Origin of the sequence: Nonomuraea pusilla, from assembly GCF_900109355.1 — a bacterium.
GTDB classification, from domain to species: domain Bacteria; phylum Actinomycetota; class Actinomycetes; order Streptosporangiales; family Streptosporangiaceae; genus Nonomuraea; species Nonomuraea pusilla.
In genome coordinates this window covers 60,882-84,697 of record NZ_FOBF01000016.1, presented here as the reverse complement: position 1 = coordinate 84,697, position 23,816 = coordinate 60,882, and the positions used below count along the sequence as shown (strand labels likewise).

Sequence of the window (23,816 nt, the reverse complement as noted above, 5' to 3'; positions counted from 1 at the left end):
TCAGGCGTGGGCGGGGTGGCCTCGACGGGCGGCCGGGCTCAGGCGTGGGCGGGGCCGTGGAGGACCGAGACGTCGTGACCGTCGTCGGGGGCCAGGAACTCCAGCAGCCGGCGGCCCTCCGCCTCGACCTCGTCCACCGGGGCCGCCGGCTCCCACAGGCGGACCTCCAGCCTGGACACGCCCTTGGCCCTGGAGACGGTCCAGCGGCCCCCGGTGAACCCGTCCACCAGGACGATGCGCGGCATGACGTTCGTGCCCATGAACGAGCCGAGCACCTCGGCGCCCGCCTCGGTGATCGTGCGCGACCGGTCGTCGTACGACAGGAAGAGGTTGTCGAAGTCGTACATGAAGCGCACCGGCGCGGGGACGTCCTCGGCGGGGCGCGGCGCGTCCGGCAGGTCGTAGAGCGTGCGGCCGGACTCGTCGCGGAAGCGTACGAGGTCCATCGACTCGACCACCTCGCCCAGCCGGGTCAGCCCGGACCAGGTCTGCGCGTCCATGACGGAGGCGGGGCCGAACGCGGCCAGGTAGCGGCGCACCAGCTCCCGCGCCGTCATCGGCGGCGTGGCGAGGGGCGGCGTCGCGGCAGGCGCCGTCACGGACGGCGGCGGTGCCACCGGAGGCACGGACGAGGACAGCCAGGACTCCGCGCTGGTGTGCGCCACCGGCCCGCTCCTGCCCCACAGGCCGCGCGGCGGCACCTGGACGAGCGGCACCAGCCAGCGCACGCCCTGCCCGAGCGCGTGCGGGTCGACGCCCGGCCACCGCCCGGCCAGCGCGCGCCCCAGCTCGGCGAACGTCATCGGGCGCTCCTCCAGCAGCGCCCGCCCCACGGCGGCCAGCTCGTCGAGGTCCACCTGGGCGAGCTTCCTGCCGTACGCGCCCCGCGTGCCGCGCTCGGTCACCACCTGGAGAAGCGGCCGCATCGCCAGGCAGTCGCGGGCGGTGACCAGGTGGATGGTGGAGCGCTGGAGCGCGATGCGTACGAGCTCGCGCGAGAGCAGCAGGTCGGCGGCGTCGGAGGGCTTGAAGCTCTCGACGCGCGTCCACAGGCCGGTGTACCAGGTGTGCGGGGTCTGCGCCTGGAGCCCGGCCAGGTGCTCGACGACGTCGAGCACGGGCAGGCCCGTACGGCTCAGCAGGAACTGCCGGTGGAGCGTGGCCCGGTTGAGGGCCCGCCGGGTGAGGAGGGGGTCCATGCCACCCACCGTAGAGCCCATCGAGGACGGGAACCGGCCGCGATGCCGCTCACCGCACCAGCCGGGATCGCCCCCCGGGCTCGTCCGGGGAGGCGCTTCTCAGGGCCCGGTGGCCATCCAGGCGCGCAGGCGCGGCCAGGCGCGGTAGAGCGCCGCGCTGGCCGGCGTCACCCGGTCGTCGGCGACGGCCACGAGCTTGCCCACCCCGGTCTCGCGGGGCGGCACGCGCACGCTCCTGCGGACGAGCAGCCCGGCGTCCATGAGCGGGGCCAGTGCCGCCGCGTACGGCCCGTCGCCGTCGAGCAGCCGCAACAGCAGGCCGGGCACCTCCTCCCGCTCGCCCGGCCCGAGCGCGGCGTACGCCTCCTCCGCCACCTCGCCCAGCGACCGCGGCCCGCGCAGCCCCTCGGGCGGGCGCAGCTCACCGGCGGTCTCCACCGGCAGCTCGTCCGCCGTGGGACGCGCGGCGGAGTCCTTCGCCAGGGCACGCCCGACCAGGTCGCGCAGCGGCGCGGGCAGCGCGCCGAGGTCGGGGTCGGCGGTGAGCAGGCGGTGCATCAGCGCGCCCATGCTGGCGCCGGTGAACGGGTCGCGGCCGGTCGCCGCGAACAGCACGACGGCCCCCCACGCGAACACGTCGGCCGCCGTCCCGGCCTCGCACCCGGTGAAGACCTCGGGCGCGAGGTACGTGCGGGTGCAGCCGACCGGCCCGCCGGAGGCCACGCCGACGTCGATGACCTTGGGGCCGTCCGCGGCCAGCAGGACGCTCTCGGGCTTCAGCTCGCCGTGGGCCACGCCGGCCGCGTGCAGTGCCCGGAGGGCCCGCGCCAGCGCCCCGGCCAGGGCGATCAGGTCGTCGCCCGCGTACGGCCCGTGCCTGGAGACGGCCTGCCGCAGGTCGGGCCCGTCGACGAACTCGCTCACCACGTACGGCAGCCCGGCGTCGACCCCGACCTCGACGACGGCCGCGACGTGCGGGCAGGACACCCGGTCGAGCCGCCGCCCCACCTCGGCACGCGGCACCTTGACGGCGAACCTGCGGCCGTCGTCGTCGTACGCGTCGTAGACCACGCTCCGCCAGCTCGCGCCGAGACGGCCCGCCAGCCAGTAGCCGCCGAGCCTTTCCGGATCACCGGGCACCAAGCGCATCGTCACCACTGCTTAGATGCCGGTCGAGGCACATTGGTTGCACCAGGAAACGCCCCGGGCCCCCCGCGCGCCTCGGGGGACCCGGGGCGTCATGATCATTATGCCAGCGTTTCCGATCGGGCCGGCCATCCGCGCGCGGCGGCCCACTCCTTGCGCAGCAGCGCCATGACGAGGGTGTCGTGCCACTCGCCCGCCCAGCGCAGGCTCTCCCGCAGCAGGCCTTCCTGGACGAAGCCGAGCTTCTCGTAGACGTGCCTGGCCCGCGCGTTGTACGAGAACACCTCCAGGCTGACCCGGTGCAGCGGGGTGGCGCCGAAGGCGTGGTCGAGCACCAGGGTGATGGCCTCGCTGCCGTAGCCCTTGCCGAACGCCCGCGCGCCGATCAGGGCGATGCGCAGGCTGCACGACAGGTTGTCGGCGTCGAGCTCGTTGAGCACGACCTCGCCGACGTACTCGCCGTCCGCGACGATCGCCAGGTCGAGGCGGTCGTCGTGGGCGGCCCGCCCGGCGTACCAGGTCCTCGCCCCCTCCAGGTCGGGCTCCAGGTGGGAGCCGGTGAACCTGCGGACCTCGGGGTCGGACATCAGCTCGTACAGGCCCTCGGCGTCGTCGAGGCCGACCGGGCGGAGGGTCACGAGGCGGCCCGTCAGGGTGGGTTTGTCGGCGAACATCCCCTTTGGGTATCAGCTGGGATCGGCGGCGGGCAAACCCATTTCCCGCAGCACCGCGTCGCGCACCTGCTCGGGAGTGAGCACGCCGACGTCGCACCTCAGGTCGGCCACCTCGCGGAAGTACCGCTCCCTCCGGGCCCGCATCGCGGCGGGGGAGAAGCCGGGCCGGTGGTCGCCCGACCGCATCCGCCGGGCCAGCACCTCGTCGTCGGCGTCCACCCAGACCACTAACGCGTCACGCAGCGCCTCCCGCACCCGGGGGTCCTCCACCGTGCTCGCCGCCGCCGCGATCACCTTCGGCTCGCCGGCCAGCTCGTGCAGCACGTGCTCGGCCTCGTACCGGTGCAGCGCCCGCGCGCCCTCACGCGCGGCGATCTCGGCGGCGGTGCCGCCGTGCCGCTCCATCAGGTACGGGTCGCTGTCGGTCAGGGGGACGCCCAGCGCCTCGCTGATCAGGCGGCCCGCGGTGGACTTCCCCGAACCCATGAGGCCGACGACCACGACGGGTTTGTTTTTCGCCATGTGGATAGAGGTCCTTCGTGTCAAGGAGGTAGATCTGATGACCATCGCCGGAAGCATCATCCTCATCATGCTCGGCGCGATACTCACCTGGGCCGTCGAGTTCGACCTCGCCGGCCTCGACATCAACGTCGTCGGCGTCGTCCTCATGCTCGGTGGCCTGGTCGGACTCGCGTTCGGCATCTACCGGATCAACGTCACCCGCCGCGCGGTGGGCCCCATCGACGAACCGGTTCACCGCCACGAGATCTACGAGGAGCCCGAGGCGCGCAGGACCACCGTCTACGAGGAGCGCCGCCACTACGACGAACCGCCGCTGTAGGAGGTGACTCGGCATGCCAGCCGTTCAGGAGCTGCCGTCGACCATCAAGCGTTCGCCCAAGAAGGCGCAGGACACCTGGGTCAAGGCCCACGACTCGGCCGTCAAGGAGTACGGCGAGGGGCGGCGCGCGCACATGACCGCCTTCGCCGCCCTCAAGCACTCCTTCGAGAAGGTCGGCGACCACTGGGAGCCGAAGGGCAGGAAGGGGCCGTCGGACAAGGGCGCCACCGACCGCTCCGGCAGGACCCAGGAGGGCGTGGACGCCAACGCCAGCAAGGAGCACCTGCAGCACGTCGCCGCCGAGCTCGGTGTGCACGGCCGGTCGAGGATGACCAAGCAGGAGCTCGTCGACGCCATCAAGAAGGCCAACAGGAAGGCCACGGCCAAGGCTCGCCGCTGAGCGGCGGGCGCCCGCCGGGCGCCGGGTCCCGTCCACCGCGACGGAGCCCGGCGCTTTGGCGTGAGCGGAGGCGCCCTCTCGCGCCGCGGAGGCGCCCTCTCGCGCCGCGAAGGGGCCCGGCGCTCTCCCGCGCCGCGAAGGGGCCGTCACAGGAGGCGCTTCACGGTGTCGGCGATCGCGTGGCGGTCGATGCGCGCGTCGGCGAGCTGCTCCTCCGGCGTGGCCGACGCGGGCAGGCCGAGCACCGCGAGCTTCACCACGCGGGGACCGAGCTCGCCCACGGCGTCCAGCACCGCGTCGCCGAGCCCGCCCTCGGCCCTGTGGTCCTCGACGGTGATCAGGGTGCCGGTGGTGGTGGCGGCCTCCACGAGCGCCGCCGCGTCGATCGGCTTGATCGAGTACATGTCGATGACGCCTACGGGGACGCCCGACGCGGCGAGGTCGTCGGCCGCCGCCAGCGCCTCGTGCACGGTCACGCCGGCGGCCACGATCGTCGCGCGGTCCTCGGGGGAGCGGCGCAGCACCCGTGAGCCGCCCACGGGGAACCGCTCGCCCGGCTGGTAGATCACCGGAGTGCCGCCCCGCGTGGTCCGCAGGTACGACACGCCGGACACGTCCGCCATCTCCGTCGTGAGCGCGGCCGCCTGGTTGGCGTCGCACGGGTAGAGCACGGTGCTGCCGTACACGGCCCGCATCATCGCGAGGTCCTCCAGGCCCATCTGGGACGGGCCGTCCTCGCCGATGGACACGCCCGCGTGCGAGCCGACCAGCCGGATCGACGCCTTGCTCACCCCGGCCATCCTGATGAAGTCGTACGCCCGGGTGAGGAACGCCGCGAAGGTGGCCGCGTACGGCTTCCACCCGCGCACCTGCAGCCCGACGGCCGCGGCGACGAGCTGCTGCTCGGCGATGTACATCTCGAAGAACCGCTCGGGGCAGGCGTCCGCGAACGCCTCGGTCTTCGTCGAGTCGGCCACCTCGCCGTCCAGCACGACGACGTCGCCGCGCGCCTCGCCCAGCGCCGCGAGCGCCGCGCCGAACGCCTCCCTGGTGGCCACCTTGTCGCCGACCCGGTACTCGGGCGGCGCCGACATCCTGGTCTCGAACCGGTGCGGCTCGGGGACGTCCTCGGGCCTGCGCACCTCGACGTGCAGCGACCGCACGCCGCCGAGCTCCTCGACGGCCCGCTCAGGGTCCTTCAGCGCCTTGCCGTGGGCGCCCTCCCTGTTCTCCACCTCGACGACGCCCTCGCCCTTGCGGGTCTTGGCCAGGATCACGGTCGGGCGCCTGCGGGTGTTGCAGGCGTCGCCGAGCGCGTAGTCGATCTGGCCGGGGTCGTGCCCGTCGATCTCGATGGTGTGCCAGCCGAACGCCCCGAACCTGCGGGCGTACGCGCCGGTGTCCCACCCGTGCCGGGTGGGACCGCGCTGGCCGAGCCGGTTGACGTCCACGATGACGGTCAGGTTCGCGAGCCCCTCGGTGCCGGCGTGCTCGGCGGCCTCCCAGATCGACCCCTCGGCCAGCTCGCTGTCGCCGCACAGCACCCAGACGTGGTACGGCAGCCGTTCCAGCCGGCCCGCCATGGCGACGCCCACGCCGACCGGCAGGCCCTGGCCGAGCGAGCCGGTGGCCACGTCCACCCAGGGCAGGCGCGGGGTGGGGTGCCCCTCCAGGCGGCTGCCCCGCTTCCTGAACGTCAGCAACTCGTCGTCGTCGATCGCCCCGGCGGCCTTGTACAGCGCGTACAGCAGGGGAGAGGCGTGCCCCTTGGAGAAGATCAGGTGGTCGTTGCCGGGGTTGTGGGGGTGGGTGAAGTCGTAGCGCAGGTGGCAGGAGAACAGCACGGCCATCAGGTCGGCGGCCGACATGGACGAGGTGGGGTGGCCGGAGCCGGCGGCGGCCGCGGCCCGCACCGAGTCGACGCGCAGTTGCGCCGCCAGCTCGGCCAGGAACTGTAGATCGCGTTCGGGCATCAGGGTCCTCCTCATGGTTGCCCGCCGCCTACCCCCCGGGCGCTCCCGTTTAACGGCGCGGCCGCGGCCCCTCGGCCGCGGCCGGGTTCCCGCCGCCGGTCAGCGCCGGGCGAGGCGGGCGGCGGCGACGGCGGCGGTGCCGGCCAGCGCGCCGGCGAGGGACAGCAGCACCGGGCGGCGGTGCTGCGACAGCCAGAGCTGGGGGCTGTGGCTGTGGGAGCGCCGGTCGAACGTGCCGTGGGCGCCGTAGTCGGTGTCCTCGTCCGCCGGTTTCCAGAGGTTGGACACGCCGGTGGGCGGCTCCTCGTCGGTCAGCTGCGACGTGATGCCGGTCCTGGCCAGGTAGCGGTCCACGAGCGCGGGGGCCGCCTTCTGGGCCAGCAGCGTCGCGACGGTGCTCGCGCCCACCCAGTACTCCTTGCGCTCCGGGTGCTCGGCGGCGTGGACGATGCCGCGGGCGGCGACCTCGGGCTGGTAGATGGGGGGCACGGGCTGGGGGTGCTTGCGCAGCTTGGAGCGGACCCACTCGAACTGCGGGGTGTTGACGGCGGGGAGCTGCACGACCGTGATGTCGATGCCGCTGCCGTCGGCCATGAGTTCGGTGCGGACCGATTCCGTGAAGCCCTGGATGGCGTGTTTCGCCCCACAATAGGCGGACTGAAGGGGAATTCCGCGTTTGGCGAGTGCCGACCCTGTTTGAACGATGGTTCCGGCGTTTCGCGGTTTCATGAGATCGAGGGCGACCTTGGTGCCCCAGACATAGCCGAGATACGTCACTGCAGTGGTGCGGGCATATTCTTCTGGCGAGATATCCGTAAATTTCGCGAAAACTGAGGAAAAGGCGCAGTTTATCCAGACGGCGATCGGGCCCATCTCCGCCTCGATCCGCGCTGCCGCCTCCCGCACCTGCTCGTACTCCGCCATGTCGGCCTCGTAGACCTTGGCGACGCCGCCCGCGGCCCCGACGTCCACGGCCGCCGCGCCCAGCCCCGTCGTGCCGCGCGCGATGAGCGCCACCTGCGCGCCTCTCGCGCCCAGCTCGCGCACCACGGCACGCCCGACCCCGCCGCTCGCGCCCGTCACCACCACGACCTGTCCGCGTACCGGTGCCATCAGCCGGCCTCTCCCGATCGGTGCTGTTTCTGCCTGCGTACCGCCAGGATCATGTCGATCACCGTGATGATCCCGGCCACCACCGCGACGCCGGTCATGACCGGTGCGCGCGCGATGATGCCCAGCACCGCGAACGCGAAGAGGAAGACCAGGATGAACGAGCCCACCCTGATGTGGACGACGTCGCGGGGGGTGGCGGGAACCATGGGGTGCCCCCTGGGGGAGCGTTCCTCGTGCCAGTCTCCGTTGTCAGTCATGCGGCCCACCTGCCCCCCTTGTTTGACGCCTAACGTCGTGGGTAGCGGCGCGTCGTGCCCGAGCTACGTCCCAGCGATCAGGGGGAGCCGGGGATCACGCGGCGGCGCCGCGGACGAGGTTTCAGCTATCACGGCCCCGACGGCACCCCCATCAGCGACCCCGCCACGCTGGACCGGATCCGATCCCTCGTCATCCCCCCTGCCTGGAAGGACGTCTGGATCTGCGCGGACCCGGACGGCCACCTCCAGGCGGTCGGCACGGACACGGCCGGGCGCAGGCAGTACCGCTACCACGACCTGTGGAGGGAGCAGCAGGACCGGGATAAGTTCGACCGGGTGCTGGAGCTGGCCGAGCGGCTGCCCGTGTTCAGGAAGGCCGTGGACGAGCAGCTCCAGGGCCGCGGACTGACCAGGGAGCGGGTGCTGGCCGCCGCGGCGCGGCTGCTCGACATCGGCTTCTTCCGCATCGGCGGCGAGAGCTACGACACCTACGGCCTGGCCACGCTCCGGATGGAGCACGTCACCTGCGGGAAGGGCCTGGTCGTGTGCTCGTACCAGGCGAAGGGCGACATCCCGCGCGAGGTGGAGATCGCCGACCCGGCGGCGTGCCGGGTGCTGCGGGCCCTCAAGGCGCTCGGCGTGGAGGGGGAGCTGCTGCGCTACCGCCACCCGGGCGGCTGGTCCGACATCCGCAGCGAGGACATCAACGACTACCTGCACGAGATCATCGGCCACGACGTCACGGCCAAGGACTTCCGCACCTGGCACGCGACCGTGCTCGCCGCGGTGGGCCTGGCCGTCTCGCGGCACGCCGGCAGGGGCGGCAGCGCCAGGGCCAAGCAGCGGGCGGTCACCAGGGTGATGAAGGAGGTCGCCGAGTACCTCGGCAACACCCCGACGGTGGCCAGGGCGTCGTACGTGGACCCGCGGGTGGTGGAGGCGTACGACAGGGACATGACGATCGCCGCGGCCCTCACCGAGCTGGGCGCGGACGCCGACTTCGGGCAGCTCGCGACGCACGGGACGGTGGAACGCGCGGTTATAGACCTCATTCGTGCTATTCGCGCTGTTTGAGGCTTTTTTGCTTGGGCATGCGGCGACAGGAGAAGGAGGCGAGCGAATGGAAGCTCCGCAGTACGTCGCGGCCCGCGTGCAGCAGGCGCTGGCCGAGGACGGGCGAACCAACGAGCTCGGCATCCGCGTCGACGTGCGAGGCGACCAGCTCTTCCTGCGCGGGCAGGTGAGCGAGGCCGGGCAGCGCGACAGGCTCGGCCTGGTGGCGCACGAGGCCGCCCCCGAGCTGCACCTGCACAACGAGATCACCATCGTGGGGGACGTCTTCGACCAGGGAGAGGATGAGCACCTTGACTGACCTGCGGATAGCGGCCGTCGGCGACATCCACCTCGGTGAGGACGCCAGAGGCCGGTACCGGCGGAGGCTCGAAGGCATCGAGCAGCGGGCGGACGTCCTGCTGGTCGCGGGCGACCTCACCCGCCACGGGACGCTGGAGGAGGGCAGGGTCGTGGCCGACGAGCTGCGCGACCTGCCCGTTCCCGTCGTCACGGTGCTCGGCAACCACGACTACCACTCCGACCTGCAGTTCGAGATCGCGAGCGAGCTGCGCGACGCCGGGGTGATCGTGCTCGACGACGACGGCGTCGTCCTGGAGATCGGCGAGTCGAAGCTGGGCGTGGTCGGGGGCAAGGGCTTCGGCGGGGGGTACGCCGGCAAGTGCGCCAGCGAGTTCGGCGAGCGCGAGATCAAGAACTTCGTCTCGCACACCCGCTTCATCGCCGAGGCCTGGAAGGTCGCGCTGAAGGAGATCGTGGCCGACCACCGCGTCGTGCTGTCGCACTATTCCCCCATCAAGGAGACGCTGGAGGGCGAACCGCCGGAGATCTACCCCTTCCTCGGCAGCTACCTGCTGGCCGAGGCGGTGGACACGGTCGGGGCCGACCTCATCCTGCACGGCCACGCGCACCGCGGCACCGAGAAGGGCATCACGCCCGGCGGGATCCGGGTGCGCAACGTGGCCCTGCCGGTGCTCGGCAAGCCGTACGCGGTCTACTGCATGGACGGCGCCTGCTAGCCGGGCGGACCTGGTCAGGTGGCGTGAGTCCCGCGCGCCGGCCCGGTCAGGTGGCGTGAATCCCGCGCGGCGGGCGGCCTCGGCCGCCCGCCGCGTCTTTCCCGGACGTCATTTCTTGTTTCAGGCAAAAACTAGGCTGGGCCGTTCTCGGAGATCGGCCCAGCTTGGAGACGGACGGTTGACGGGCGACGCTAGACATGGAAGATGCTGATCCCACCCGGACCCACGAGGAAGCCGAGGACGATGAGCACGATCCCCCAGAGGATGTCGCGCCTGGCCAGAATCACATAGATCCCGGCGATGACGAGGATGACGGCGATGATCCAGAGCAAAGTAGCCATGCCACGCAACTGCCCCTCTTGGGGACTCCGTAACATGTTTTTCCCCTTCTAAAGGGGCAGGTGGACGCTTATGACGAGATTTGGCTATTTCCTGTCATGCGAGGAGCATGGCCCGAAAGAGCTGGTAAGGCAGGCGCAAGCCGCCGAACGCGCCGGCTTCGAGGCCCTGTGGATCTCCGACCACTTCCACCCGTGGCTCGACGTCCAGGGCCAGTCGCCCTTCGTCTGGCCTGTGATCGGCGCCGTGGCCCAGGCCACGTCCCTGCCGATCGCCACCGCCGTGACGTGCCCGATCATGCGGGTCCACCCGGTGATCGTCGCCCAGGCCGCCGCCACGGCGGGCGTACTGACCGGCGGCCGGTTCCGCCTCGGCGTGGGCACGGGCGAGGCGCTCAACGAGCACGTCGTCGCCACGCGCTGGCCGCCGCTCGACGAGCGGCTGGAGATGCTGGAGGAGGCCGTCGGCCTCATCCGCGAGCTGTTCACCGGCAGGCAGCTGACGCACCGGGGCCGCCACTACCGCGTCGACACCGCCAGGCTCTACACGCTGCCCGGCGAGCCGCCGCCCGTCTACATGTCGGGCTTCGGGGAGAAGTCCATCGAGGTGGCCGGGCGTGTCGCCGACGGCTACGTCGCCACCGCGCCGAACGCCGAGTGGGTGAAGCTGTTCCGCGCCTCGGGCGGGGCGGGCAAGCCCGCCGTGGGCGGGCTCAAGGCGTGCTACGCCGCCGACGAGGCCGAGGCGCGCAGGACCGTGCACCGGCTGTGGCCCAACCAGGGGCTCAAGGGCGAGGCGTCGCAGCTCCTGCCGCTGCCCCGCCACTTCGAGCAGCTGTCGGAGTCGGTCACCGAGGAGGAGGCGGTCGGGGGCGCCCCCGTCGGACCCGACCCCGAGGTCCACGCCCGCGCGCTCTCGGAGTACGTGCAGGCGGGCTACGACGAGGTGTACGTCAACCAGATCGGCCCCGACCAGGACGCCTTCTTCGACTTCTACGCCAGGGAGGTGCTCCCGCGCCTGCGCTAGACCTCCCTGAGCTTCGCAGCCGGAGGTGCTGCTCGGTGCGGCTTCTTCTCGGCCCGAGTGCGACTGACCCATAGAACCATTTTGGTCAGTTGGTCGGCTAGCATGGCCTGGAGCTCATGAGAGGAGTCGTCATGACCGAGGTCGGCAAGGCCGGCCGGGCGCTGGTGGTCGGGCTGGGGATCACCGGCATCGCCACCGCGTTGCGGCTGCACCAGGTCGGGTGGGAGCCGGTGGTGGTGGAACGGGCGCCCGCGCGCCGCTCCGGCGGATACTTCATCGTGCTGTTCGGCGCCGGCATCGCCTCGGCCCGGCGGCTGGGCGTTCTGGAGGCGATCGGCGACCGCAGCGGTCCCCACGTCACCAGCTACGAGGTGGACCGCGCGGGGCGCCGCCGTCCCGGCATGAATCCCTTCGCCATGGCCGCGGGCCCCCGGCCGCTGCTGCGCGGCGACGTGGAACGAGGTCTGTTCGCGGCGCTGCCGGACGACGTGGAGATCCGCTACGCCACCGTCCCCACCCGCATCACGCAGGACGACGCCGCGGCCGAGGTGACGCTGCACGACACGACCACGGACACCACCGTCACCGAGCGGTTCGACCTGGTGATCGGCGCCGACGGGATGCGCTCCACGGTGCGCAGGCTCGTCTTCGGCCCCGAGGAGTACCTGCACCCCCTGAACTACATGGTCGGCGCCACCGTGCTCGACGGCCCGGTCGACGGCTTCGGCCTGCACGAGGGTCTGGTCCTGGCCGAGCCGGGCCGTTCCGTGTGGGCCTTCCCGTTCGCCGATCACGCGCCGAGCCTGCTGTTCTCCTACCGCACCGCCGACATCGACGCCGAGTTCCGCCGCCCGCCGATCGCGTCCATCCGCGCCGCCTTCGGCCCCGAACCCACGGGCCCCCTGCTGGAAGGGCTGCTGACGCGCTACGCGCAGGCACCCGACGCGCTGTTCGATTCGGTGCAGCAGGTCAAGCTGCCGCGCTGGCACCGCGGCCGGGTCGTCCTGATCGGCGACGCCGCCTGGTGCGTCACCCTGTATGCGGGCATGGGCGCCTCCAGCGGCATGGCCGGCGGCGAACTGCTGGGCACCATGCTGCGGCGCCATCCCGGCGACCTGCCCGGCGCGCTACGGGCCTGGGAGGCCCGTATGAGGCCGTTCATCCACCTGCAGCAGGAGAGCGCCTGGCCCGGACGGCGCATCTTCACCCCGCATGACCGCAAGGAGCATCTCCTGCGAGCCGGGATGATGCGCCTGATGCGGATGCCGGGCGTCGGCAGGGCGATGGGCAGGAGAATGTTCGACAGCAAGGACATGCGGGCCAAGAACATCGACGTCGCGGCCCCCTGACACGGCCGGGCATCCCGACCGCACGAAGATGGAGGACAGCACGGTGAGCCGGCTCGTCGAACACCACTCGCACAAGGCCGCCCGCATCCTGGACAGCGCCCGCGAGCTGGTGGCCGATCACGGCGTGCGCAAGGTCACCGTCAGCGAGATCGCCGCGGCGGCCGGGGTCGGCAAGGGCACCGTCTACCTGTACTGGCCCACCAAGGAGGACCTCATCCTCGGCCTGTTCGCCCGCGAACTGCTGTCCTTCCTGGACGAGCTCATCACCCGGGTCACCGCCGACCCCGCCGTCGTCCTGCCGCGCCACCTGGCCCCGCTGCTGGTCCGTACCGGGCTGCGATCCCCGCTGGCACGCCGCCTCGCCGCCAAGGACGGCGAACTGCTGCGGCTGCTCACCGAGCAGGCGGGCGACCGTGACCTGTTCGACCGCACCCAGCCCAGTGCCATGTGCCAGGCGGTCATGCCGATCCTGCGCGAGCACGGGCTGCTCCGCCAGGACCGTCCGCTGGCCGACCAGTCCTACGCCATGCACGCCGTGCTCGTCGGCTTCGGCACCACCATGTCGAACCCCGATTCCGCTCCGACCCGTGTCGGCGACCCCGGCGAGGTCCTCGCCGACACCGTGGCCCTGCTGCTCGAGCCCGCGGTCGCGCCCGCCGAGCAGGCCGTCACCGCGGCCGCCGACGGCACCGTCGCCGTCTTCCGCCAGACCAGGGACGCCGTTCTGGACCTCATCGACCGCAGCCAGAACCTCCAGCAGTGAAGCTGCGGGGAAAGCCGGAAGGCCCGCCTGGACCGCGCCACGCGGACGACAGGCTCGACCTCCCGGCGAAGGGTCCTCGCGGCTCGGGACAGCGCACGGGACCCGGGACTCATCGCGGACTTCACCTCGGCTGCCCTCGATGCGCACGACGTGACGTCGGCAGCACCTGGACGGAGCAAGTCCAGAGGCCGGTCCGTGGTCGTAGGCGATCAGTGAGCGGGACGCGGGTGTCGTCGACCGCTTCACGGTGACTCAGGACCTGTTCGTCCGGCACCGGCGGCGGGCCGTCGCGGTCGAGGTAATCCGCCCCGGACCGGGCCTTTGCCTGTGGTGGATGACACGGGGCCGTCCTCTCCCTAGCGTGAGAACCGGGGACAGGCACGGATCCCGCCGCGCAGGGCCGCCGGACGGCCCGGCGGCCACCGCCCCTGACCGACACGGGGGCGCGTGCCGCGGCGCCGGGGCGCGGGCGTTCGCCGGCACCAGGCGATCCGGGCGTCCCCAGGTCCATCGCCGTTTCGGCGTTCCCGGGAGACCGATGCGAGCTCCGGCCGTCCAGGCAGGGTCCTGGGCGGGACCCGACGATCCGGAGGAGCGATCCTCATGATGAAGCAAGCCGTCGCGTCGGCCGTCGTGGCCGCGGCCGCGTTCGCGGCGCCCCTGGCGCCGCCGGCGCAGGCCGCCCAGGCGGACACGCTCAAGCCGGCCTCGATCGTGCCGGCCGGCCACCACGACGACCACGGAGACGACCACTGGGATCACCACCACCATGGTCACCACCACTGGTGGTGGTGGGGCGGCCATCACCACGGCCACCATCACGGGGGCTGGTGGGACCACGGCGACCACCACGGCGACCACCACGGAGACCATCACCACGGTGACCACGACTAGGGAGGAGCGTCTCGACGGCGGGGCAGGTCCGCGAGGGCGTGCCCCGTCCTCGTGCGCGAGGCGGGGAGGCGGGCTCCCGCCCACGTCCTCGTGCGCGAGGCCGGGAGGTGGGCTCCCGCGCCCGCGCCAGGAGGCCGACTTCGTCAGCTTGCCGACTTCATCAGCTTGGCGTACGCCAGCTGCAGCCAGTCGGAGACGGCCACCGCCGTCATCGTGGCCCCGGCGAGCCGGGTGACCCGGGGGGCGAAGACCATCCCGATGGCGTAACCGGTGGCCGTCCACTGGGCGAGGCAGAAGGGGCAGGCGAGCAGCTCGCCGATCGGGCCCCTCGGCGCCTCCTGCACCTCCGCGGGGCCGCTCTCCCCCTCGTAGCGGGTGAACGGCGCGCGGATCGGGCTGGTCACAGGGTCCTTGGCCAGCCGCCGCGACGCCTTGTGCGTGCAGCACGCCATGAGCACGAGGTCCATGACGCTGATGCGCTCGGGCGGGCGGCGCCCGGTGATCGCGGCGGCCGCCGCCGCCGCGGCGACCACGCCGCCGTACGCGGCGAGGATGCGGACGTAACCGCCGAGCGGACGGTGGTGGTCGCCCTGGTACGCCTGCTCGGTCTGCTCCAGGATGTCGGTCATGGAGGCTGGCGCTACCCCCATGTCAAGGCTCTACTCAGGCGCTGCCAAGTAAGGGTGCAAAACAGGATGATTCTGTGCCTATTCAGGGGCTGTTCGGGTAGCCCGATCACATGAGCAGCCACGGCCACGCCGTCACCGACGCGATCCTGGACACGCTGAAACGCGCCAGCTCCGGGCTGAAGGACGCGGGGGTGAAGTTCGCGCTGGCGGGCGGCTGCGCGGCGTACGCCAGGGGGGCCGCGCCCTCGCTCCACGACGTCGACTTCGTGATCACCGAGCACGACGTGCCCGCCGCGCTCGACGCGCTGCGCAAGATCGGCTTCGGGACGGCGAAACCGCCGGAGGACTGGCTCGTCAAGGCGTACGACGAGGGGCGGCTGGTCGATCTGATCTTCCGGATCTCCGATCACCCCATCACCGACGAGCTGCTCGACCGGGCCGAGCCGATGAAGGCGTCGGCGGTGATCGTCCCCGTGCTCCAGGCCACCGACCTGGTGATCTCCTGGCTCCTGCCGCTCTCGGAGCACGCCTGCGACTACGGCGCCCTGCTCGCGCAGGTACGCGCGCTGCGCGAGCAGGTGGACTGGCCTCGCGTCGCCGCCGTGGTGTCCGACTCGCCGTACGCCATCACGTTCATCACGCTGCTGGAACGTCTGGGCGTGCTCAGCGAGCCGGTCAAGCCGATGGGGGACGCCCTCTGGCCCTGAGCAGCGGGTACGGGATCAGCTCGGGAAGCGGCTGTAGTAGTCCGTGAGCCGCGTCCGGTAGCCCGCCTCCTTGAAGGCGTCCTCGTCGAACTCCGGCGCGTCCTTGATCTCGGCCTTGGTGCGCCCGACGAACACCTCGCGTTCCTCGGGGTCGATCCGCGTGATCAGGCGTGCCGGGATCATCACCTTCTTGCCGAAGATCCACGGGCCGGTGTCGACGATGAGGTGGCTCCGCCCCACCTCGTACGTCGCCTCGTCCACCGAGCCGATCTTCCCGTCGGTCGCGTGGACGCGGTAGCCCGCCAGGTCCAGGGCCTGCCCGCGGTCGTAGACGTCAGGCCGGTAGTCCCAGGGATCCATCGCTGCACTTCCTCTCCGTGCGGTCCTCCTGCGGCCCGCTACCCGGGCGTGGCGGTGTAAACGCCGGGCCGCTACCATGCGGCCATCGACCTCAAGGGTGGCCTCGTGAGTCCTGACGATGAACGCGAATGGGCCCCGCCGGGCGTCGACCCGGAGCGGCCCAGCATGGCCCGCGTCCACGACGCCCTGCTCGGGGGCATGGAGAACTTCGCCTCCGACCGCTCGGTGGCCAGACGGCTCAAGGACGCCGTGCCCGAGGTGGTCGAGCTGGTCTGGTGCGACCGCGCCTTCGTCGGCAGGGTCGTCGACTACCTGGTGCGCGAGGCGGGCATCCGGCAGATCATCGACCTCGGCGCCGGCCTGCCGACCGTGGAGAACACCCACGAGGTGGCGCAGTTCGCCGACCCGCGGACCCGCGTCGTCTACGTCGACATCGACCCGATGGTGGAGCCGCACGCCCGCGCGCTGCTCAAGGGCAACCCGTACACCGACGCCATCACGGCCGACGCGCGCGACGTCGACGGCGTGCTCGGCCACCCGGCCGTGACCCGCCTCGTCGACCTCGCCCAGCCGACCGCGATCCTGGCGATCGGGCTGCTGCACCTGTTCCCCGACAGGGATGATCCCCGTCGCCTGATGAGGACGTACATGGACCGCCTCGCGCCGGGCAGCCACCTGGCCGTCTCGAACATGTACGCCTCCGACAACCCCAAGGCCAAGGCGCTGGAGACGATGCTCCACGTCACGATGGGCACCGGCTACTTCCGCGACCGGGCCGCCGTCGAGTCGTTCTTCGACGGGCTGGTGCTGGTCGAGCCGGGCGTCGTCCACTTCCCCGAGTGGCATCCCGACGAGCGGCTGCCCGGCCCGCTGGCCCCGTGGGAGGAACTCCTGCTCGGCGGCGTCGCCCGCAAACCCTGACCGCCAGGCGTTCGAGCCTGCCCGTCCCGGACGTCGGCCGCTAGGGTGGTGGCCGTGACGCGACGCCTGATCTGCTCCCCGCCGCCCGCCCGTTAGCGGGCGGCGACAGCTGAGACGTCCGGATCCTGCCGATCCGGGGGTGGTTGCTGCCCGCACACCGGGCCGTTTCCCCAACCACTCCTCCGGAGAGATCCATGACCCATGTCTCCGCCCGGCGGGGCGCCGCGTACGCGTCGGCCGCCGCGCTCGCCTGGGGCACCGGTGGCGCCGCCGGTTCCCTGCTCTTCCAGACGGGCGGCCTCGGCCCCGTCGGCGTCTCGTTCTGGCGCTACCTGCTCGGCGCCGCCTTCCTGCTCGGGGTGGCGGCGTGCGCCGCCCAGAGATCGCCGGGCGGGCCCTTCGCCCGGCCGGTCGCGTTGGTCGCCGGTGCGGGGCGGCCGCGCGTGCTGGTCGCCGGCGTCGGGATGGCCGTCTACCAGACCGCGTACTTCGCCGGCATCGCCCACGCGGGGGTGGCGGTCGCGACCGTGGTGACGATGGGGGCGACCCCGCTGTTCACCGCGCTCGGCGGCCGGCTGCTCCTCGGTGAGCGCGTCGGCGGGACCGGCCTCGTGTCGCTGGCCGCCGCCCTCGCGGGCCTGGCGCTGCTGTCGGGCGTGCCAGGGTCCGGCGCCGCCGGCCCCGGCCCGGCCGGGATCGGCTTCTCCCTGCTCTCCGCCGCCGGGTACGCCGCCGTCACGCTGCACTCCCGCCGCCACCGCGACGACCCGCAGGGGATGGCGGTGGGCGGCTTCCTCGTGGGCGCGGCGTGCCTCGCGCCGTTCGCGCTGGCCGACGGCGTGCTGCCGGGAACGGGCCCGTCATCGCCCGCGCCCGGGTCCGGCATGGCGTCCCTCGTGCCCGGGTCCGGCACGTCCTGGTTTGTGCCCGGGTCCGGCACGTCCTGGTTTGTGCCCGGGTCCGGCACGTCCTGGTTTGTGCCCGGGTCCGGCACAGTGTCGGTGGCGTTGCTCGTCTACCTGGGCGCGGTGCCGACCGCCCTGGCGTACGCGCTGTTCTTCCGCGCGCTGACCGCGCTGCGGGCGACGACGGTCGCCGTCATCTCGCTGGGCGAGGCGGTGGGGGCGGCGCTGCTCGGCGTGGCGCTGTTCGGTGAACGGCTCACGGCCGCGGCCTGGTGCGGCTGCGCGCTGCTGCTGGCCGCCGTGGCCGTGCCCGCGATCAAGGCCGAGTGACGGGGCACGGGAGCGGTGTGGTGGCGCGGGTCGCCGGATGGGTTAAGGTCCGGTACGGCGACGCTGGCCGTACCGTCGCTCCGCTCCCGCGCCGGGCCAGGCGTCCGGTCCGAGGGAACGGTGCCTGCGGAGCGCGCGTTGGAGGAACTGTGGCCTCGATAAAGGGAATAGTCAAGAACCTCCTGGATCGTCCAGGCGGCGTGAACCTGACGCCGTACCAGAAGGTCGTCAAGGCGGCGGGCGAGCGCGCGGCCCGGCTGCGCGAGGCGGACGACCTGCCCGAGCCGGACATGACGGACCTGGCGGGATTCTGCGCCATCGCCCGCGAGACGGCCGACCGCACCCTCGGGCTGCGGCCGTACGACGTGCAGCTCCTCGGCACCCTCGCCCTCCTCGACGGCAAGGTCGCCGAGATGGCCACGGGCGAGGGCAAGACCCTGTCGGGCGCCATGGCGGCGGCCGGGTACGCGCTCCAGGGCAGGCGCGTGCACGTCATGTCGGTCAACGACTACCTGGCCAGGCGCGACGCCGAGTGGATGGCCCCGTTCTACGAGGCGCTCGGCGTCAGCGTGGGCTGGATCGGCCAGAGCTCCACCCCCGAGGAGCGCCGCGCCGCCTACGCCAAGGACGTCACGTACGGGCCGGTCAGCGAGATCGGCTTCGACGTGCTGCGCGACCGGCTGCGCACCGACCCGGACGGGATCGTCGTGCCCCCGCCCGAGGTCGCCGTGATCGACGAGGCCGACTCGGTGCTCGTCGACGAGGCCAGGGTGCCGCTCGTCATGGCCGGCGCGTCCGACGCGGGCGACGCCGTGCCGGAGATGGCGGCGCTCGTCAGGCAGCTCGTCCGCGGCTACCACTACGAGATCGACGAGCAGGCGCGCAACGTCTACCTCACGCCGAAGGGCGCCGACACCGTCGAGAACCTCCTCGGCGTCGAGCTCTACGACGAGCACGAGCCGGGCGCCCTCATCGAGCTCAACCTGGCCCTGCACGCCCACGCCCTGCTCACCCGCGACGTCGACTACATCGTCCGCGACGGCAAGGTGCAGCTCATCAACCCCTCGCGCGGCCGGGTGGCGCTGCTCCAGCGCTGGCCCGACGGCCTCCAGGCGGCCGTCGAGGCCAAGGAGGCGCTGCCGCCCAGCGAGAAGGGCGAGATCCTCGACTCGATCACCGTGCAGGGGCTCGTCCGCCGCTATCCGCAGATCTGCGGCATGACCGGCACCGCCGTGGCGGTCAGCGAGCAACTCGGCGAGTTCTACGGGCTGAAGGTCGCGGTGATCCCGCCGAACCGCCCGTGCGTGCGCGAGGACGAGCCCGACCGCGTCTACCCGACCGTCCCCGACAAGGACGCCGCGCTGGTCGAGGAGATCCAGAAGGCCCACGCCACCGGCCGGCCCATCCTCATCGGCACGCTCGACGTGGCCGAGTCGGAGAACCTGGCCAGGCTGCTCCAGCGGCGCGGCCTGGAACCCGTCGTGCTGAACGCCAAGAACGACGCGGAGGAGGCCGCGATCATCGCCAGGGCCGGCGAGCGCGACGCGGTCACCGTCTCCACCCAGATGGCCGGCCGCGGCACCGACATCAGGCTCGGCGAGGGCGTCGCCGAGCTGGGCGGCCTGTACGTGATCGGCTCGGGCCGCCACGCCAGCAGCCGGCTCGACGACCAGCTCCGCGGCCGGGCCGGCCGCCAGGGCGACCCGGGCGGCTCGGTGTTCTTCGTCAGCATGCAGGACGACCTGATCACCCAGTTCGTCCCCGACGAGCGGCCGCCCGCGGCCGACGCCGACGGCCTCGTCCGCCACCGGAGGGGCGCCTACCTCGTGGCGCACGCCCAGCGCGTGGCCGAGGGCGTCAACCTGGAGATCCACCGCAACACCTGGCGCTACACGCGCCTGCTGGAGCAGCAGCGCGAGCTGATCCTCGAATGGCGTGACAAGGTGCTGCACGGCGACGCCGCGAGCAAGGCCCTGGCCGCCGCCGACCCCGAGCGGTGGGAGTCGATGCCCGAGGACACCCGCGACGAGACCGCCAGGCAGATCGTCCTGCACGCCATCGACACCTGCTGGACCGAGCACCTGGCGTTCCTCACCGACCTGCGCGAGGGCATCCACCTGCGGGCGCTCGGCCGGATGAGCCCGGTCGACGAGTTCCACAGGGAGGCGGTGGCGGAGTACAAGACGCTGCTCGCCGAGGTGGAGCGCCGGTCGCTGGAGGCGTTCGAGGCGCCCGAGCCCGACCTCAGGCGGCCCAGCGCGACGTGGACGTACCTGGTGCAGGACAACCCGTTCGGCACGGAGTGGGACAGGATCCGCAGGAAGGTCAGCTCATCCGCGCGACGTACCTGACAGAGGATGGCAGGTATGGCTGCGAGGGTTGAGCCATGACAACGAAGGCGAAGCTCCTGGCGGTCACCCTCGACTGCGCGGAGCCCAAGAAGCTGGCCGAGTTCTACCACGAGATCACGGGCTGGGACGTCCAGGTCGCGGAGGACGAGTACGCCGCCGTCGGCGACGGCGTGCGCACGATCTACTTCGGCCGCGTGGCCGACAGGGAGCCGGCGCCGTGGCCCGGCCCTGGCAAGCAGTTCCACTTCGACTTCCTCGTGCCCGACGTCGAGCGGGCGGCGGAGGAGTACGAGGCGCTCGGCGCGACCAGGCCCGACTTCCAGCCGGGCGTCACCGACGAGGGCGTGCGGTGGATCGTGCTGCGCGACCCGGAGGGCCACCTGTTCTGCGTGTGCCCCGACCGTTCGTGACACGTTCTCCCAGGTCGGGACGTACGCGGAGCCACTATTCCGCCTAAAGGATGATTCCTCGACCCTCGCGGGCTCATAAGCTGGAGCAATGCTCTTGGAATCGTCCCTGCGCGGGCGCTCATGACGTGGGTGGGGGTCCTGATCGCCCTGGCGGGGGCGCTCGGGTACGCGCTCGGAGCGGCGCTGCAGCAGTACGAGGCCGTGGCCGAGGGGGCCTCGCTCAAGCTGGTGCGGCGCCCGCGCTGGTGGATCGGCGGCGTGATCGGGTTCACCGGCGCCAGCCTGCACGCCGTGGCGCTGAGCTTCGCGCCGCTCGTGGCCGTCCAGCCGATCAGCGTGGCCACGCTCGTGTTCGCCGTCCCGCTGGCCGCCTTCCTGTACGGGCGCAGGCCGTACAAGGCGGAGATCTTCGGATCCGTGGCCGTGGCGGTGGGCCTGCTCTGGCTCATGCTGCTCGTTCCCCAGCACGACGTGACGCCCCACCTCGACAACGGCCCCGCGCTCGGCTTCATCGGCGTGATCGCCGTGATCGCGCTCGTGTCGCAGGTCGTGGCCGCGCGCCTGCGCGGCCCCGCCAAGGCGCTCCTGCTGTCGGTCGGAGCGGGGGCGGTCACGGCGAGCGTGTCCACGTTCGTCCGGGTCGTGGGCGGCGGCATGCAGGGCGACTGGGGCAGGCTGCTGCACTGGTTCACGCTGGCCGTGCCCGTGCTGCTGGTGTGCGCGGTCGTGCTGCTGCAGCGCTCGTACGCGGTCGGCTACTTCGGCATCGCGTACGCCGGGGTGCAGGTCGTCGACCCGATCACGTCGGTGCTCGCAGGGGCGATCCTGCTGGGCGAGCCGCTGCCGACCAGCCCGTCCACGGCGATCCCCGCGCTGATGGCGAGCGCGCTGACCATCGCCGGCACGATCACGCTCGGCCGCCTGGCCCCCGACCACTCCCGCCCGTCCACCCCGGCGGACGCCACCCCGGTGGAGACCGTGCCGGTCGAGACGGTGCCGGTCGAGGAGGCGGCCCTGGAGCCCATGCCCGGTGAGTCCGCCGCCCGTACGGCGCCCGCGGCCTCCGAGCTGAGCTGACGACGGCGCGGTCGTCGGCTGTGCCTCCCCGCGCCCCCGAAGTTCTAACTACGTCTGTAGTGCGGCCTGTAGGATCGGGTTCCGTGAAACGTTCGCAGGCCGTCGCCGACGCCGCCATCACCCTGCTGGCCGAGCGCGGCATGCGCGGGCTGACCCACCGGGCCGTGGACGAGGCCGCTGGGCTGCCGCCCGGGTCCACGTCGAACCTGGCCCGCACCCGGGCCGCTCTCCTGGAGCTGACCCTGCGGCGGCTGACCGAGCTGGAGGAGCAGGCGCTCGCCCCCGCGTACGCGGAGGTGGACCGGCCCTCCTCACGCCCGCCCGACCTGCGGGAGCTGCTCTCGGGGATCGCGGAGGGCATGCGGGTCCAGCTCGCCGACCGCAGGCGCACCCTCGCGAGGTACGAACTGGCCCTGGAGGCCACCAGGCGGCCCGAGCTGCGCGCCATCTACGACGAGATGGGCCGCCGCTTCCGCGAGCCCGTCGTCCGCCTGCTCACGGCCCTCGGCTCGAAGGATCCCGTACGTCACGCCCGCCAGATCGTCGCGTACGCGGAGGGCCTGATGTTCGACGCGATCGCGGGGGCGGGCGAGGTGCCGGGTCAGGAGGAGATCGCCCAGGGCATGGGCGACCTGCTGGCGGGGATGCTCAGGCAAGCGTGACGAGGCCGTCTCGGCCCCGCAGGACCGCCTCCAGCCTGGGCCGCGGCCCCTTGCGCACGTCGAGCGTGGCGCCGACGGCGGCCAGCGCGCGGCCCACCACGTCCGGCTCGGGGTGTTCGGCGTGCAGCCCGGCCAGCTCCACCTGAGGAAGCCCGGTGTCGGTCGGGTGCCGGGTGTCGCCCCACTGGATGAGGAAGGGCACCAGGCCGCTGTAGGCGGCCCGCCGCGGCGGGGTGAGCCGCCAGGTCAGCAGGTCGCCGGCGGGGGTGCGGCGCGCCATCGCCTCCGGGTCGCCGGGGTCGTAGCCCCGGCCGCAGGCCCCGGCGACGGCCGCGTCGATGTCGTCCACCGCGAGCGCCCAGGCGACCAGCGCGGGCTCGGCCAGCACGTCGAGGTGGAACGGCCGGGGGAAGGCCGGCGACCCCTGCGCGGGGTCCGGCCCGATGATCTCCAGGTAGCTCCTGCCGCCCAGGCCGATCAGGCGGTTGCGGGTGCCGAAGCCGGGGTGGCTCCCGCCGGGCGCCGCCCGCACGCCGAGCCGCCGCTCCAGGTCGGCGACGGCGGCGTCGAGGTCGGGCGCGGCGTACACGAGATGGTCGAGGCTCACCGGGCCAGTCTAGGAACGGCCGCCGCGGCTCAGCGGCAACCGGGTCGGGGGAGCGCCCCGGGGGCTGCGGGGTCAGGGGCGGCGCGGATCAGAGTGGCGCATCAGGGGCTGCGGGGGCGGCGGGGGCGAGGGCGCGGGGTCAGGGGCGGGCGGTGAGGCGGGCCCGGTGGGCGGGCCACTCCTCCTCCAGGATCCCGAAGTAGACGGTGTCGCGCCAGGTGCCGTCGGTGCGCCTGCGCTGGCGCCGCAGCGTGCCCTCGTGCACGCCGCCGATGCGCCTGATCGCCGCCTGCGACCGCTCGTTGAGCACGTCGGTCTTGAGCATGACGCGGTTGTGGCCGAGGCCGAAGGCGTGGTCGATCAGCAGGACCTTGCAGCTCGTGTTGACCGCCGTGCGCCAGACGGCGCGGCCGTACCAGGTCCAGCCGATCTCGACGCTCTCGTCGAAGCCGGGCACGTCGATGTACGTCGTCCAGCCCACCGCCCTGCCGGTCCGCTTGAGCACGACCGCGAAGGGGACGTGCCGGTCGTCGTCGAGCAGGTCGCGCGCGGTCTTGGCGAGCTCCTCCTCGGTGCGCGGCGCGGGGACGGGGAGCCAGCGCCACAGCTCGTCGTCCCCGCCCCCGGCGGCGAAGAGGTCGGGGACGTGGTCCATGGTGAGCGGTTCGAGGCGGACGACGTCGTTCTCCAGGACCACCGGCTCGGGCATTCTCGCGGTCATGGCCCGTCACCCTACGGCGGGCGCGGCGTCACGAGGACGGCCACCTGCCCCTTTTTGCGGGGAACCACCTGT

28 protein-coding genes are annotated in these 23,816 nt (G+C 72.6%); 16 read left to right on the top strand and 12 right to left on the bottom strand.

Features of this window, described 5'->3' with window-relative positions; genetic code table 11:
* Positions 1-38 precede the first annotated feature (38 nt).
* The 4 genes from BMX74_RS28945 to BMX74_RS28930 all read right to left on the bottom strand — a co-directional run bounded on the left by BMX74_RS28945 (position 39) and on the right by BMX74_RS28930 (position 3,541).
* A complete protein-coding gene (locus tag BMX74_RS28945) occupies positions 39-1,199 on the bottom strand; it encodes a winged helix DNA-binding domain-containing protein (RefSeq protein ID WP_091103864.1) in 1,161 nt (386 codons plus the stop codon).
* A 99-nt stretch (positions 1,200-1,298) separates the two neighbouring features.
* Positions 1,299-2,348: a protein kinase domain-containing protein gene (locus BMX74_RS28940; RefSeq protein ID WP_236715191.1), complete on the bottom strand. Its 1,050-nt coding sequence runs from the start codon at positions 2,346-2,348 to the stop codon at positions 1,299-1,301.
* 98 nt (positions 2,349-2,446) lie between these two features.
* Positions 2,447-3,019 carry a GNAT family N-acetyltransferase gene (locus BMX74_RS28935; protein ID WP_055509665.1) on the bottom strand — a complete coding sequence of 191 codons (573 nt, stop codon included), beginning with the start codon at positions 3,017-3,019 and terminating at the stop codon, positions 2,447-2,449.
* Positions 3,020-3,031: 12 nt separating this feature from the next.
* Positions 3,032-3,541, bottom strand: a complete 510-nt coding sequence (locus BMX74_RS28930) for a shikimate kinase (RefSeq protein ID WP_236715149.1) — start codon at positions 3,539-3,541, stop codon at positions 3,032-3,034.
* Between the two features lie 37 nt (positions 3,542-3,578).
* Between BMX74_RS28930 and BMX74_RS28925 the strand changes: the two genes are divergently transcribed.
* Together BMX74_RS28925 and BMX74_RS28920 are read left to right on the top strand one after the other, a co-directional pair.
* On the top strand, positions 3,579-3,860 hold the full coding sequence (locus BMX74_RS28925) for a hypothetical protein (protein WP_055509668.1): 282 nt from the start codon (positions 3,579-3,581) through the stop codon (positions 3,858-3,860).
* Between the two features lie 13 nt (positions 3,861-3,873).
* Positions 3,874-4,260, top strand: coding sequence for a ChaB family protein (locus BMX74_RS28920; protein ID WP_055509670.1), 387 nt, complete (start codon positions 3,874-3,876; stop codon positions 4,258-4,260).
* Positions 4,261-4,406: 146 nt separating this feature from the next.
* On the opposite strand, the gene BMX74_RS28915 is transcribed toward BMX74_RS28920, so the two are convergent.
* The 3 genes from BMX74_RS28915 to BMX74_RS28905 all read right to left on the bottom strand — a co-directional run bounded on the left by BMX74_RS28915 (position 4,407) and on the right by BMX74_RS28905 (position 7,603).
* Complete coding sequence (locus tag BMX74_RS28915; protein ID WP_055509673.1) at positions 4,407-6,233, bottom strand: transketolase; 1,827 nt, start codon at positions 6,231-6,233, stop codon at positions 4,407-4,409.
* Positions 6,234-6,332: 99 nt separating this feature from the next.
* Positions 6,333-7,346, bottom strand: a complete 1,014-nt coding sequence (locus BMX74_RS28910; RefSeq protein ID WP_055509674.1) for an SDR family oxidoreductase — start codon at positions 7,344-7,346, stop codon at positions 6,333-6,335.
* Complete coding sequence (locus BMX74_RS28905; RefSeq protein WP_143078799.1) at positions 7,346-7,603, bottom strand: hypothetical protein; 258 nt, start codon at positions 7,601-7,603, stop codon at positions 7,346-7,348. The genes BMX74_RS28910 and BMX74_RS28905 overlap by 1 nt, the downstream gene beginning before the upstream one ends.
* 54 nt (positions 7,604-7,657) lie before the next feature.
* Here BMX74_RS28905 and BMX74_RS28900 point away from each other — a divergent pair, with 54 nt between their 5' ends.
* Genes BMX74_RS28900 through BMX74_RS28890 form a run of 3 tightly spaced genes read left to right on the top strand, consistent with a single transcriptional unit; the run spans position 7,658 to position 9,693 of the window.
* The gene (locus tag BMX74_RS28900) at positions 7,658-8,677 is read left to right on the top strand and encodes a DNA topoisomerase IB (protein ID WP_055509678.1); all 1,020 of its coding nucleotides are present in this window, start codon (positions 7,658-7,660) and stop codon (positions 8,675-8,677) included.
* 46 nt (positions 8,678-8,723) lie between these two features.
* The gene (locus BMX74_RS28895) at positions 8,724-8,975 is read left to right on the top strand and encodes a BON domain-containing protein (RefSeq protein WP_055509681.1); all 252 of its coding nucleotides are present in this window, start codon (positions 8,724-8,726) and stop codon (positions 8,973-8,975) included.
* Positions 8,959-9,693 carry a metallophosphoesterase family protein gene (locus tag BMX74_RS28890; protein WP_236715150.1) on the top strand — a complete coding sequence of 245 codons (735 nt, stop codon included), beginning with the start codon at positions 8,959-8,961 and terminating at the stop codon, positions 9,691-9,693. The genes BMX74_RS28895 and BMX74_RS28890 overlap by 17 nt, the downstream gene beginning before the upstream one ends.
* A gap of 191 nt (positions 9,694-9,884) precedes the next feature.
* Here BMX74_RS28890 and BMX74_RS44395 read toward each other — a convergent pair whose 3' ends face one another.
* A complete protein-coding gene (locus BMX74_RS44395) occupies positions 9,885-10,034 on the bottom strand; it encodes a GPGG-motif small membrane protein (protein ID WP_176573589.1) in 150 nt (49 codons plus the stop codon).
* A 70-nt stretch (positions 10,035-10,104) separates the two neighbouring features.
* Between BMX74_RS44395 and BMX74_RS28880 the strand changes: the two genes are divergently transcribed.
* From BMX74_RS28880 to BMX74_RS28865, 4 genes are all read left to right on the top strand, one after another.
* A complete protein-coding gene (locus tag BMX74_RS28880; RefSeq protein WP_091103859.1) occupies positions 10,105-11,058 on the top strand; it encodes a TIGR03557 family F420-dependent LLM class oxidoreductase in 954 nt (317 codons plus the stop codon).
* A gap of 131 nt (positions 11,059-11,189) precedes the next feature.
* Positions 11,190-12,407 (top strand): FAD-dependent monooxygenase, encoded by a 1,218-nt coding sequence (locus BMX74_RS28875; RefSeq protein ID WP_055509684.1) that lies wholly within the window; start codon positions 11,190-11,192, stop codon positions 12,405-12,407.
* Positions 12,408-12,435: 28 nt separating this feature from the next.
* On the top strand, positions 12,436-13,170 hold the full coding sequence (locus BMX74_RS28870) for a TetR/AcrR family transcriptional regulator (protein WP_091103858.1): 735 nt from the start codon (positions 12,436-12,438) through the stop codon (positions 13,168-13,170).
* 603 nt (positions 13,171-13,773) lie between these two features.
* Entirely contained in the window at positions 13,774-14,064 is a 291-nt protein-coding gene (locus tag BMX74_RS28865) for a hypothetical protein (protein WP_055509691.1), read from the top strand.
* Between the two features lie 143 nt (positions 14,065-14,207).
* On the opposite strand, the gene BMX74_RS28860 is transcribed toward BMX74_RS28865, so the two are convergent.
* Positions 14,208-14,693, bottom strand: coding sequence for a DUF1360 domain-containing protein (locus tag BMX74_RS28860; protein ID WP_082535654.1), 486 nt, complete (start codon positions 14,691-14,693; stop codon positions 14,208-14,210).
* A gap of 110 nt (positions 14,694-14,803) precedes the next feature.
* On the opposite strand from BMX74_RS28860, the gene BMX74_RS28855 reads away from it, so the two are divergent.
* Positions 14,804-15,400, top strand: coding sequence for a nucleotidyltransferase (locus tag BMX74_RS28855; RefSeq protein WP_055509695.1), 597 nt, complete (start codon positions 14,804-14,806; stop codon positions 15,398-15,400).
* 15 nt (positions 15,401-15,415) lie between these two features.
* On the opposite strand, the gene BMX74_RS28850 is transcribed toward BMX74_RS28855, so the two are convergent.
* The gene (locus BMX74_RS28850; protein WP_091103856.1) at positions 15,416-15,760 is read right to left on the bottom strand and encodes a hypothetical protein; all 345 of its coding nucleotides are present in this window, start codon (positions 15,758-15,760) and stop codon (positions 15,416-15,418) included.
* Between the two features lie 105 nt (positions 15,761-15,865).
* Between BMX74_RS28850 and BMX74_RS28845 the strand changes: the two genes are divergently transcribed.
* The 6 genes from BMX74_RS28845 (at position 15,866) to BMX74_RS28820 (ending at position 22,416) form a co-directional block, all read left to right on the top strand.
* On the top strand, positions 15,866-16,681 hold the full coding sequence (locus BMX74_RS28845) for an SAM-dependent methyltransferase (protein ID WP_055509699.1): 816 nt from the start codon (positions 15,866-15,868) through the stop codon (positions 16,679-16,681).
* 194 nt (positions 16,682-16,875) lie between these two features.
* On the top strand, positions 16,876-17,916 hold the full coding sequence (locus tag BMX74_RS28840) for a DMT family transporter (RefSeq protein ID WP_091103855.1): 1,041 nt from the start codon (positions 16,876-16,878) through the stop codon (positions 17,914-17,916).
* Positions 17,917-18,116: 200 nt separating this feature from the next.
* Entirely contained in the window at positions 18,117-20,267 is a 2,151-nt protein-coding gene (secA2, locus tag BMX74_RS28835) for an accessory Sec system translocase SecA2 (protein ID WP_055509702.1), read from the top strand.
* A 35-nt stretch (positions 20,268-20,302) separates the two neighbouring features.
* Entirely contained in the window at positions 20,303-20,677 is a 375-nt protein-coding gene (locus BMX74_RS28830; protein ID WP_091103853.1) for a VOC family protein, read from the top strand.
* Between the two features lie 120 nt (positions 20,678-20,797).
* On the top strand, positions 20,798-21,754 hold the full coding sequence (locus tag BMX74_RS28825; RefSeq protein ID WP_177227564.1) for a DMT family transporter: 957 nt from the start codon (positions 20,798-20,800) through the stop codon (positions 21,752-21,754).
* An 83-nt stretch (positions 21,755-21,837) separates the two neighbouring features.
* Entirely contained in the window at positions 21,838-22,416 is a 579-nt protein-coding gene (locus tag BMX74_RS28820) for a TetR/AcrR family transcriptional regulator (protein ID WP_256257315.1), read from the top strand.
* Here BMX74_RS28820 and BMX74_RS28815 read toward each other — a convergent pair.
* The gene (locus tag BMX74_RS28815) at positions 22,403-23,023 is read right to left on the bottom strand and encodes a VOC family protein (RefSeq protein ID WP_091103851.1); all 621 of its coding nucleotides are present in this window, start codon (positions 23,021-23,023) and stop codon (positions 22,403-22,405) included. The two genes, BMX74_RS28820 and BMX74_RS28815, sit on opposite strands and share 14 nt — an antisense overlap.
* Positions 23,024-23,162: 139 nt before the next feature.
* Positions 23,163-23,744, bottom strand: coding sequence for a GNAT family N-acetyltransferase (locus BMX74_RS28810; protein WP_055509709.1), 582 nt, complete (start codon positions 23,742-23,744; stop codon positions 23,163-23,165).
* Positions 23,745-23,816 lie beyond the last annotated feature (72 nt).